This window comes from Paenibacillus sp. FSL R5-0914, from assembly GCF_038004525.1.
Classification (GTDB): domain Bacteria; phylum Bacillota; class Bacilli; order Paenibacillales; family Paenibacillaceae; genus Paenibacillus_AQ.
The window spans coordinates 1,148,625-1,160,868 of record NZ_JBBORH010000001.1 but is presented as its reverse complement, the minus strand read 5'-3'; the positions used below and the strand labels follow the sequence as shown (position 1 = coordinate 1,160,868).

Below are 12,244 nucleotides of genomic sequence, written 5' to 3'. Positions count from 1 at the left end.
TTACTTCTTTGTTCATTATTAATAGCGTTCAGTCTTATACCACTTTGCTTCTCTTTTGAAGATGAGATCTTTGGCATAAAGATATAATCCGTAAGCCGCGACAATCATCCACAGCTGACAATAAGAGACGTACATCAACATTACGATCCATAAATTGGACAAGCTCATCTCGCCCTTCTCTGTCGTCAACGTTATGAAAGTACCTACAACGAACAGTATGATGGCAAGCAGCCAGAGAAAATTGCTAAGCCCAGCAATAGTAGTATGTACATAGCCCAAAGCATGCAGAATGAGCAGCACATCGGAGGTAATTAACGAAATCAACAATAAGAAGTAAATCGCTAAAAAATAAAGAATATCGAATCGGACTTTTGCGGCGGATTTATCGAACAGCAAGGGGATATTTTTGACAATGACATAAATGTTGCCCTTAGCCCAGCGCGTTCGCTGCTTGAACCAGACTTTTAAAGTCTGTGGCTCTTGCTCCCATGTGACCGATTTCGGCTGGAACTTGATCCGATAACCCATCATATATATTCTGAAGCTGATTTCTGTATCTTCGGCTATCGCTTTAACATCCCAGCCACCGATACTTTCTACGATAGACCTACGCATAATAAAATTAGTGCCGGGAATGGTGCATAACTTGAACAGCTTCCAGCGTCCCGCTTGTGCCATCCATTGAAAGGACAACGTCTCAATATTAATAAACCGGGTAAGTAGGCTTGCGTTACGGTTACGGGTTCTAAACTTACCGATTACTGCGCCTAGGCTAGAATCATTCATGATCTCAGCGACCAGATAACGTAAAGCCGTTTTTTCAGGAGTGTTGTCTGCATCATAAATCGCAATTAACTGCCCTTTGCAATGGGTGAAGCCTATATTCAGCGCATTCGATTTCCCTTTGCCACCAGTAATCGCATCCGTATTAATAACGATCAGCTGCCGCCCCGGATTTCGGTTTTGGATACCGGCCAGCAGTTCAGCACTGTTATCAGAGGAATTATCATTAATCACAATAATCTCATATCGATCTTCCGGATAATCAAGCGCTAGCAGAGACTCTACCGTCTTACAGATTACTACCCCCTCATTGTGAGCAGGAACCATAATTGAAACCAAAGGATATTCGCCCTCTATCTCTGGTATGTCCTCATTTTCAGATTTAATGTAATATAAATAGCCTGCGATAATGAGGGTCACATTCACCAGCAATAGAGACCAGATACAGATCACTGCAATTACCATCAGTATGTCTGAAATCGTCATAGGATCCTCCAAATCACGATTAGTTGTCTCATTTCAAATACTTTTTCCTATACAATCGGTATCCGATGATCATTAATCCCCCAAATAGCAACAGAGAAATCATTATCGCAACTATAAAGAACTGATTCTGTATATTAAAAAGCGTCGTAAAGCTCTTCTTCTGCTCTTCTGTATACCGATAATCGCTATTCACTGTTTCTGGCGTATAATTCAGACTCAGGGGTTGTCCATTAATAGAAATCACTCCTTCTGATGAAGTGATCGTATTGACGTCTGTAACAACCTCATGCTTTTCTTGTTTATAATCCGCAAAAGAAACCCAGTATTGTTCCAGCATCTTCAGCATTCCCTCAAGTTCTTCCTTATCCTTAGGCATATCCACAGTGATTACCGTGTCCATCGGCAGTTCTGGCATCACATTATTGGATGTTTGCAGATCCTGCAAAAAATCAATCGGCACACTATATAAAGAGGATGGAAAGGACTTGGAGGTGTTGCTCTGCTCCATATAATCAACATTTTCATCCGGATACAGTATCACAGAATCGAAAAACCCCATCCCCGCCTCCGAATATTCCTTGTCATACGCCCAGTGCATTTGTGCTCCGATTCCAAGCGGCCCAATCTTGTTGTGCACCAGCAGATTAATGAACGCGTTCATCTTCACCTGAAGTGAATGATCCATATTACTGGTACTCGTTGAATGCATCGCAATAGGGGCATTGACCAGAATGCTGCCATTATTCGATTGCACTCTTTTGATGGCTACCAAATAACGCTGCATTGCCGGATAATCGGTATTGCTGAACACTGGCCGCACACTTGCAAGAAAAGGAATCCCCACTTGATACAGCCGCTCCGCAGTCTCTGTCAGCAATCCCAGATCAGAGAAGGGATAGATCTCTTTGATCGCAAGATACACTTTAGGCGTTGCGTTGATATGAAGCCAATCCTTCAGAACATACCCCATCGCCAGTGCACTGACATTCCCTTGTTCAAAATACGGAACATAAGCAGCATCCTCTTTACTCACAGCATAAGGTGCTTGCAGGCTATCATCCTGGAAGATCAGCTTTCCAAGGGGCTGGGTTCCCTGACTTCCGGCTATATAGAGCATATCCTGTACCTGAAGTGAAATTCCCGAGAACTGTCCGATCTGGAGATCTGGATTCGCGTCATACATGACATCTGTGGTTAACTGTAGTTTCTTTTTCAGCGAGGCTGGAGGACTGTACCCGATGTGCAAATACTGTCCCTGATAATGCTCCCAATCCTCTACATAAAATTTATTAGTAATCAAAATATCCGCTGCATTACGGACCATAATCACTTTAGAGTAATGATTCAGCATCCCTTGTTCATATTGATCCAGACTTCTAAGTGTGACCTTCATGGAATAGGCCGCCAGCAGTCGCTGGAGTTCAGTCACGTTGCCTTCCTTCGTCGTCCCCTTAGCGAGGCTGTCGTAGAGTAGTAGGACCTGCTGTGGCGAAGCAGCAGATTGGACAGGTGTGACGGGAATCAGAAGGGCTGTTAGGGTCAACGTCAGTAGCAATATACCGTTTAAAACTCCTCTGATGCTCACACACTCACATCCTTTTGAGGCTTTGTATACGGGCTAGAAGGGATGCTCTTGTTAACCTGCTTAACCCGATTGCTGTTTTTAGAAACTCTACGCCCGATCACACTGGATAGGGTCAGAAAAGTGACTAAATCAAAGGATAATGTAAATAAGAACTCATGCTTGGAAATATCGGCATCGCCTGCCCCGATAATTGATACAAAAATACCTGAAAGCCCAATGCCAATCGAAGCGACAATCAATACCATTCGCTGCATACCTCTGAAATCACGGGACTTGATCGCTTTTACAAAGGAAGGCATATAGAGACCGATGACAAGCACCATCCAGAGGAAGATGAACCCGAATGTTCGCGGGGCCAGCGTTTGTTTCAGTTGGCTGTATCCGGTGAAAAAGTGACTCTGTGCTCGAAACTCCTTACCAACGGAATGCTCGAAATTCCCCATAGCCGCAGGCTTAATCGAGAATGCACTTTGAGCAGCTACATTAAGAATCGAATTAAGCTGGTCAGGGTTCGTTAAATAATATTTAAGGATGGATACAAATCCATAACGACTGTAGAAATTCTCCTCGAGAAGTGGTGAATTCACGTCTATGGTCACGTACTTCTCATAGTGAATGCTGTTCTTCAGAATGGCGAATTGCTCGTCCATCCCTAACGCTTTTAAAGCGGCTTCTGGATCAGGTGATTCCTTCAGCACCCCTCGGGTCATGGCATGGAACTGGTTAATGTTTACGAACTCATTTGAGATATTCAAATACGTGAACACACCTGCGAACAGCATCAGAGCAAGAGACGCCATTGTCAGTATCCGAAATATCTTGTCTCTACGAATCCAAAGCAGTGAACATGCCAGAACAGCAATGATCATACCCACTGGCGCATTCTGCTGCTTAGAAGTAGTCAGGATCAGCGTGCTAATTACGAATAAGGCCAGCATCGCGTAGTCATTGAATCTTTTTCGATATAACATCAGCCATGAAGCGAACATGAAGATCATCGTGATCATCACAACGCTTTCGCCGTAAAAGGAGTTAAAATAAGCCGTATACCCGGTATCTCCGAATATAAAAATAGCAATACCTGCAATGATGAATCCCTGTTTTCGGGACATCTTCCATGTAATAGCCTCTATTAATAAGTAAATTGCGATTACATATAGAATCGTATAAATCGCCGCTTGAAAGCGGATGTCGAATACCTCACTACTGAAGAACAACTTGTTAAGTCCTATAGCCAGCTTGATAAATAAGGACTGAGAGGAAAATAACATTGCACCATTCTCATTAAAATATTGAAAGATCCCATATTGCTTCACAAAATAACCAAAGTACTGACTATCATAATCCGGCAGATTGAAATAGAGTCCATTACTATAAATGCTACGGAAAAAGTCACCGTTATCCGCCACTCCGACATACGGAGCTGTGAACAGCGCGATGATGGTAATAAGCAGCACTCCAAATGCAGCAAGAAATGCAGGAGAAACCGATAAATTAGCAAGTGATATCCCCTGCCTTAGAGGCGTTTTCACCGTGTTGTCCATCATGCAGGTTCACCTTCAATACAATAAGTTTAAGTTAATAGACATAGGCCAGTAATGCCATCAGGTTGTCAAAAGAATACGCTTGGCCGCTAGCGACATCACCGAATCCTCCGTACAGTGGGCTATCCACATCTGTTACTCTGAACTCGTTCATTCTTTCAATGCTTTTATGGTGGAGAGATTCATCGCCGATTTCTGCGCCGATCATAGCCGTAATGGCATAAATGGCTGTGGAGCGGATATCGTTCAGCGGCTTACCTTCTCTCGAATATTGCCCATATAACGTTCCAGCTTCGACCTGTTGCTTGATAAAATCAATGCTGGTGGCTTTCTGCTGGCCCACTTCAGCTAAGGCTAGAATGGATAAAAGCGACTCTACTGTATTGATGTTTTCCGAACTATATTTTCCGGTCTCATAATTAAACCGTGTCTCATAAAAGGGGAATTCATCCGATAAATATCCGTTTTCCAATATTACGTTCAAATCATTCGTCAGTTTCTTACTAAATTGGCTAGGAAACGACATTTTTCGCAAAGTGCCCAAATTAATATAACACAAAGTGACGAATGTGTTTGTTGAAGAATATTCCATATCGTAGAAATCATAAAGTTTTCCGTCTTTTACATTATAATCATAAAATCTTTCGCCATATTTATCCGCTTCAGCTGTATAACGTTTATCGCCGAACTTCTCCCCTGCCTCATAAAGAGCTTGAATCATACGCAAATCATCAACGGCAGCATTCAAGGGGTATAGCTTCTGCTGTTTAGGACTGTAACGGTAGCTGAAACCGCTGTTGATATCAAAGGTTTGCTTAGCTAGTTGCCATTGCTCTGTAAATCTCTCTTGTTGGCCGCTACGCACAGCTGCCAGCATCCGGAGAGATGCCGATTCACTCAGAACTTCGTGTCCACTCGCCGCTTCCGCCGACTGATCTGTTTCAATAAAATTAGTATATACACCGTACTCGCCTGTGAGTTTCGAGGTAATAAACTGCTCTAAGTTAGTTACTTCCTGCGTCTGGATTACCTTAGTATCATTTTCCGAATCTACTGGAGCTGGAGAATTAGTATGAACACTATTGGACGGATTCGGTACTGCCGTTTTTTCGCATGCCGTTAACCCTATAATGCCTGCAAATATCGCTAGTGCAGCAATAATTATTTTCCTCAAGTGATCACCTCCTTTTAATATTCTCCTATTCTGCTTACTGCCTAGTATTATCTATAACGGTAATATACAACAAAATGTTAAATCAAACTGTGAGCGTTATGTATCTATCCTTAGACAAAAAAGAGATATCCTTACGCCTTTGGCGAGCGGGATATCCCCTCTGTATCAGTTATTTATTCATTCATACGTTCCCAAAAACGATGGGCAGTAATTGCCGCGACAAGGCTGGCAGCGAACACCTCTCCGCCATCTCCAATGATTACACCCGGACTGCTTCTATGCTCGGCCGTTTCAAGTAGTTTAGCATTTTCAGTAGTCACCGCGATGGGCTTAAAGTGAGAATAGGCTTGGTTCAAGAATTGTGCTGTATCCTTATGGAATTTCTTACGTTCCGAATTTCCACCAGCTGCATAAATTGCATCAAAGAGCACCGAATCTGTCGTGGATAAGGTATGAATGACTTCAAGCTCTGTCCCCTTCGAGCCTTTAATAAATCCAAGCTTATCACTGATTATTTCCGGCTGGATCCCGGCTCTCATAAGCGTATCCAGAACAGGCATCACCAAGTCTTCATCAAATCTGTCGCCTATAATCACACCTATTTTACGTGTGTTTGGGTGCTTCTTCGTATTTGCCTGACTTAGTGCCGGGGAGATTTGAGCCACCTCGGAACCGCCTGTTTTCGGTGGCGTCACCCCAATAGCTTCTGCTACAGGCACAGCAAGCTCTAACGTAACGTTCGCGAGCATATCTACAACCTGCTGCCGGACAGACTTATTCTTTACCTTCCCGAGCTCGAATGAATAGGCTTCAATAATATGGGTTTTTTCTGGAGCACTCATGCTGTTCCAGAACAGCTTGGCTTGTGAAAAATGGTCTTCAAAGCTTTTGCTCCGGCTACGCACCTTACGGCCCTCAACCTTCTCCTGATAATGTACATAACCACCTTCAGCCTCTGTTGCAGGTGCAGGCGTATTGTTAGCAAGCGAATTATTATGATAGCTCACTGAACCCTGATTAATCGTCTGCCGTCCATACCCGTCACGCTGATTGTTGTGGAAAGGACATACCGGTCTATTGATCGGCAACTCATGGAAGTTAGGACCGCCAAGCCGAATTAGCTGAGTATCCGTATAAGAGAACAATCTACCCTGAAGCAGTGGATCATTGGTGAAATCGATGCCTGGAACCACATGTCCAGGGTGGAAAGCTACCTGCTCCGTTTCGGCGAAGACATTATCCACGTTGCGGTTCAAGGTCATTTTCCCAACAATCTGTACAGGTACATCTTCCTCTGGCCATAGCTTTGTAGGATCCAGCACGTCAAAATCAAACTTAAATTCATCTTCTTCACTTAGAAGTTGAATGCCCAACTCGTATTCCGGAAAGTTACCGGCTTCAATCGATTCCCATAAATCACGGCGATGAAAGTCAGGGTCCGCACCTGATATTTTCTGAGCTTCGTCCCACACCAAAGAGTGTACACCGAGCACCGGTTTCCAGTGGAATTTAACAAAATGGGCTTTTCCTTGCTCATTAATCAACCTGAAAGTATGCACCCCAAACCCTTCCATCATTCTGAAGCTACGTGGAATAGCACGGTCCGACATCAGCCACATTGCCATATGGGCCGATTCTTGGTTATTGGCTATGAAATCCCAAAAGGTATCGTGAGCCGATGCGGCCTGAGGCATTTCATTGTGCGGCTCAGGCTTAAGCGCATGTACTAAATCTGGGAACTTGATCGCATCCTGGATAAAGAAGACGGGCATATTATTTCCGACTAAATCGTAATTGCCTTCCTCTGTATAGAATTTGGTAGAGAATCCGCGGGCATCCCGCACCGTCTCGGCTGATCCCCGTGATCCGGCTACCGTCGAGAATCGGACAAACACCGGTGTCTTCACGGAGGGATCTTGAAGGAATTTCGCCTTTGTATATTCTTTCAGTGATTTATATACTTCAAACTCACCATGAGCAGCAAATCCACGTGCATGCACGATTCGCTCAGGGATTCGCTCATGATCGAAATGCGTCATTTTTTCCCGGAAATGAAAGTCTTCCAGTAAGGTTGGGCCCCGATCACCCGCTTTTAAGGAGAACTCGTCCTCTGATACTTTTAAACCCTGGTTCGTTGTTAAGGTGTGACCTTCATCCTTACTGCGAAACTGTTCCAGTTGCTCATTCTTGCTGTTTCCGTTCACTTTTTGATGTTCACTCATTAACAATGGCTCCTTCCAAAGGTAAAGTAAATATTATCATGTATCTCTTACCCTTTAGGAAAGTTTGGCAAACAAAAAAAGGCGGAATTCCGCGAAGCCATAGCTCCCGAAAATCCGCCTATTCCATCTAATTCTGACCTAACCCTTAATCCTGCGATACGTCGCTTCATCGGAAACAACATACAATCTAGCATCCTTAGGAATAGCCTGATCCAGCTTTCGATTGATACTTAGATCGCTACGATCCGCCAATAAGGTTGCACCTTGCAGAAGCAGGCTCTGAAACGCGTCCCCATAAGTCTTCCACGTAGTATTCACTGGAATCTCATAAATATCATCACCATATTTACGGCTCAGCAGCTGCGTTATCACCTCAGAGTTGCCCTCTTGCAGTGCAGAACGAACAGCCAGTCTGGAGATGGCATCATGCGAAAGAACGAACTCGTTTACTTGGACATGCCTGAAATTCTGTATATTCTTCTCTTGCATTATTTCTACAGTCGTATGTACTTGTGGCTGAATGCGTTCAATGCTAGAGGCAATTAACAAAGATTTGCCGTCGATCAGCGATGCTTCATCAATCCTGGTGTCCCCGAACACAATGGCTGCTCTTGCTTCATGGATGTTAGCCTTAAGAAGAATCTCATCACTGGAGGCATCGCCACTTATAAAGTGAACTTGATCCATATGCTCCAGAGGATGACTTCCTGTCTCATCAATGATGACAATGTGGCATTTCGGCGAATAGCATAGAATCTCCTCTACGGCAGCTTGTGCTTTCTTACTCCAATTAATCAGAATCACATGATCCTTTCCCCGAAAGCTCAACGTTCCCGCTCCTCTCCTTCTCTGCACCTCCGCAATGGAGTCAATGACCTTACCAATAACCAAGCTGAGGAGGCCGATACCAAAGATATATAGAAACATGGTAAACAGCTTTCCAACTACGGTCTCTGCAAAGTAATCCCCATACCCCACTGTCGCCATCGTTGTCATAACCCAATAGAATGCATTAAACCAACTGTGAAACGTACCCGGCTCAATCAGGTAAGCAATCGACGCACTAAGAACTATAAAGATCAGAATAATTAACCCTATAGTCCGTTTACGTAACCGCATCATCTTGGTGGAAATTCTCAGAAACAGATGCATCTGCCCACCCCTTCTTCACATCAAGCTAAAAGTAAAACTTATACTTTCTTAGATTATCAATAAGGCTGCCACTCGATGGATGGATCGGGGCAACCTTTGTCTCAACCCTATTTCATACTCGAACTAAACAATCAAACTGCTAATCGCAAATGCTGTCCCAATAAACACCAAGCAAAGCATAGTGCCTACTGCCACATTTCCCTTCTCCAGATGCTCTGAAATCTTAAAGGTTGGGGTTGCCAATTCAAAGATCCAATAAGCCGCAATCAAGCACACATAACCTACCGCAAACCAAATGATCATGTGCAGAATGGAGGTATTCGTATATGCCGCTACGCCAATAATAATAGCCGTTGCCAGAAACTTGCCGCCTAAAGCCAAGGCTACAGCCACATTGCCTTTCTTCAGCTCCTCCATATCTTTAAACGGAGTCATCAAACCAAAGATCACCATGCCTAACACTTGCAAAAGAATAATCACAAACACACTCACTACCAAATTAACCACCATCGTCACTTCGCCCACCCCCGAAATTTCGCATAAGCCGAATCATAGTCGGCAAAATCATGTACTTCCTCAAGGACTACGGAAGCGGTTTTCTTTTTCTCTAATGCGGTATAGCGTTCATCATCAATCGGCTGCTTAATCCGATTACCTGAAGGGAGCTCTAGCACCGCAAAATTTCTTGTCTTGTCCTTATACTTAGTCTTGTATACTCCTACAAGATCAACATCAGTGGTTACCGATACTTTAAGATTGGTAAGATCCTCTGCTGCCGTTTTTTCATCTGCATAAGACTTAATCGTGCTCCATGAAGACAGGCGAACTTCATTCTTCTGATCGGCATCCGTGATTAGCTCGGCGTCCATGAACTGAAGTGTCCAAATTTTATCGCCAGTAGCATAATTCCCATCATTCGGGAGCAGTTCATTATCCGGCAAAACCGTCATGTCACTCCCAATTAAATCCCCTACGGTACTCTCTACCACCCGGTAGTCCCACGGTACCCGTGCTACACTATCTGAAGTTTGAGCTGTTCCTGAATCAAATACACTGCCCTGATTACTGGAACATGCGCTTAGCAACAGTACCGTCAAAAGCATCATACATAAGACTCCGATTCGGGCTTTCTTGCTCTTATCCAATTATCTCACTCCCAACGCAATAAAATGACTGGCATTGCCTGTAATCAATCCGCCCGCTCGGCCGAGCATACCACAAGGCTTCCCGTTAATCACGAACATGCCTGTCAGCAGATGAAATTCACCCTCTGATGTCGTTATCCGTGCTAAATCGGCTCTTTTTTGATACACAGTGGGGAAGAGCTGACTACTGTCATAACCGTCTTCATCTTCAAGCTCTAGCGCACCGCTATCATCAAACATGCGCACCGAACCCCCTTCACGACCAAAAACAGATTTGGACACAAAGTTCCCTGAGAATACAGGCTTATTATAAGTAGGCAAAATATAGCGCGAGATCGTCTCTCGCTCTTCCTTGTCGAATAGCAGGCCCAGCTCATACATTCCCCACACCGCTGCAACCAGCCCCTTGGATTGGAGCAATATACTGTGAGGACCATTAAAGAGCTGAAGATTCCCTTGCTCTACCGCATAGGCGAGGGCATCACCGCCTTCATCCACAGCCATCCACTCTTTAGGATATAGAGCGAACATCCGCTCGATCACACGGTCCTCCCCATCCTTGAGAATTCCGTTGTCGACCCACAGATCAAGACAATCCACACACTGGATATCGAGACCACTGTGCTTCACTAATGCTTCTATCGTACCTGAATCTTCAAGATGAGATCCATAAGCCACACAAGCTGCGGTATCCGGAAGTTCTACCTGCCAAGCTGCCGCAACTTGTGCCTTCATCCCTTGATTTGGACTCTGCATTCCAGCTTGCTCACAGATCCATGGTGTAGCTATCGAGGCTTCCACATAACCTGTTGGGGTATCCGCATTCAGTTCGAGCAGCTTAATCGTCCCATCATGGGCTATGGCAAAGTCAAATCTGGCATACCGACTAATGAATCCTTCTTCTGGCATAGGACACCCGTCAAGCATCTCCCAAAGTACAGGGGGAATCCCAAGCAGTTCATACAAATCGCGCTTTAGATGAACATAGCGAACCGCTTTATCGAGAATGGCCCAGAGTTTTGATGAGGCTTCTTCAAGCTCCTTATAAGTGTCCCTGTGCATTAGAGCAATTGCATCCAACCAGTACTCTTCATCCTCAAGATCAGCCCAAGTGAACCCGAGTTCATATAACGCTTTGACCCGTGGACCTCTTTCAAGCTCAGACTGATCTAGAATTTCAAATACACTCTGCTGCTCACTCATCCGCCAAAACCACTCTTACTTGAGCCTGATCTCGAAGAGGACTTCGAGCCTGAGCTAGATTTAGAGTTCTTCGAAGAGTTTAATCCGCTGGAAGTGCCACCGATTCCATTTTTTGAGGAAGAACCTCTTCTCGTAATAGAGCCTGTGGAGGAAGTCGATGTTTTGGGCTTTACAACAGAACCGGGAACCTTCTTATTCTGGAATTTCTCACTGTTATAGGTAGGCGGCTTATAAGTTGTTCTCGTGCCTCCATAATAAGTTGGACGGTCCTTAGACCATCCTCTGGAAGAGTAATTGCCACCACTGTTAAACAGCATGTGATATAGCAGCAAGTCATCCCAACCAAAACCTGAATGATATCCACCATAGTTATTCACTACCGTCGTTCCATTATTGGTTACAACACCTTGGCCTTCCTGTTCTACCTCTTGTGTACCTTCCCGATATGGAATATTCCAATCCACATTTTTGTCAAAATAGGCTTTAACCTCTTCGGTAGACCAGGACACTAGCTGTGGTTCATCTCCAGAAGTATTTGCACTAGCCCCTGCGCCGCCAGGAATAAACATAGCATTCGCTAACAAAGCTATGCCTAGCGAAGTAGATAATACTCGAATGGGCTTACCATCAGAAGTGAATAATTTGGATACCGCTAATTCCTTATCCTTTTCATCTTTAGACATCGTAAGGTTCTCCTTCCCTTATCTCAATCATTCGTTGTGCATCGGAACAAGTAAAAGCTCCAGCTTGCCTTCATCTACATTAAGCCGTCCTTCAACCGTTTCATATTCAACACTGCCAACCACAATATAATTGACATGCTCTAACGCTGCGATCATATTCATGCTCCACGTGCGTTCCTCAATGACTCGCAGCCCGCCTTCCGGCATTTTTTCAAATAAGATTACATTCATCCCATTGTCCATTATTACCATTCCTTCCTTAGTTCT

Annotated in this window: 11 protein-coding genes; all 11 read right to left on the bottom strand. The window is 44.3% G+C overall.

What is annotated here, in order from left to right:
* Positions 1-18: 18 nt before the first annotated feature.
* Positions 19-1,269, bottom strand: a complete 1,251-nt coding sequence (locus MKX60_RS05045; protein ID WP_341059207.1) for a glycosyltransferase family 2 protein — start codon at positions 1,267-1,269, stop codon at positions 19-21.
* 28 nt (positions 1,270-1,297) lie between these two features.
* Positions 1,298-2,854 carry a hypothetical protein gene (locus tag MKX60_RS05040; RefSeq protein WP_341059206.1) on the bottom strand — a complete coding sequence of 519 codons (1,557 nt, stop codon included), beginning with the start codon at positions 2,852-2,854 and terminating at the stop codon, positions 1,298-1,300.
* The gene (gene wsfD, locus MKX60_RS05035; protein WP_341059204.1) at positions 2,851-4,401 is read right to left on the bottom strand and encodes a glycan biosynthesis hexose transferase WsfD; all 1,551 of its coding nucleotides are present in this window, start codon (positions 4,399-4,401) and stop codon (positions 2,851-2,853) included. Before wsfD ends, MKX60_RS05040 begins: the two co-directional genes overlap by 4 nt.
* Before the next feature lie 31 nt (positions 4,402-4,432).
* Positions 4,433-5,572, bottom strand: coding sequence for a glycosyl hydrolase family 8 (locus tag MKX60_RS05030; protein WP_341059202.1), 1,140 nt, complete (start codon positions 5,570-5,572; stop codon positions 4,433-4,435).
* A gap of 173 nt (positions 5,573-5,745) precedes the next feature.
* Positions 5,746-7,794: a catalase gene (locus MKX60_RS05025; RefSeq protein ID WP_341059200.1), complete on the bottom strand. Its 2,049-nt coding sequence runs from the start codon at positions 7,792-7,794 to the stop codon at positions 5,746-5,748.
* 138 nt (positions 7,795-7,932) lie between these two features.
* Positions 7,933-8,946, bottom strand: coding sequence for an ion channel (locus MKX60_RS05020; protein ID WP_341059198.1), 1,014 nt, complete (start codon positions 8,944-8,946; stop codon positions 7,933-7,935).
* 123 nt (positions 8,947-9,069) lie between these two features.
* The gene (locus MKX60_RS05015; protein WP_042192771.1) at positions 9,070-9,462 is read right to left on the bottom strand and encodes a DUF350 domain-containing protein; all 393 of its coding nucleotides are present in this window, start codon (positions 9,460-9,462) and stop codon (positions 9,070-9,072) included.
* Positions 9,459-10,052 carry a hypothetical protein gene (locus MKX60_RS05010; RefSeq protein WP_179085796.1) on the bottom strand — a complete coding sequence of 198 codons (594 nt, stop codon included), beginning with the start codon at positions 10,050-10,052 and terminating at the stop codon, positions 9,459-9,461. Before MKX60_RS05010 ends, MKX60_RS05015 begins: the two co-directional genes overlap by 4 nt.
* Before the next feature lie 39 nt (positions 10,053-10,091).
* Positions 10,092-11,294: a glutathionylspermidine synthase family protein gene (locus MKX60_RS05005; RefSeq protein WP_341059197.1), complete on the bottom strand. Its 1,203-nt coding sequence runs from the start codon at positions 11,292-11,294 to the stop codon at positions 10,092-10,094.
* Positions 11,291-11,977 carry a hypothetical protein gene (locus MKX60_RS05000; RefSeq protein ID WP_341059195.1) on the bottom strand — a complete coding sequence of 229 codons (687 nt, stop codon included), beginning with the start codon at positions 11,975-11,977 and terminating at the stop codon, positions 11,291-11,293. Before MKX60_RS05000 ends, MKX60_RS05005 begins: the two co-directional genes overlap by 4 nt.
* 27 nt (positions 11,978-12,004) lie before the next feature.
* Positions 12,005-12,220 (bottom strand): hypothetical protein, encoded by a 216-nt coding sequence (locus tag MKX60_RS04995; RefSeq protein ID WP_042192779.1) that lies wholly within the window; start codon positions 12,218-12,220, stop codon positions 12,005-12,007.
* Between the last annotated feature and the right edge of the window lie 24 nt (positions 12,221-12,244).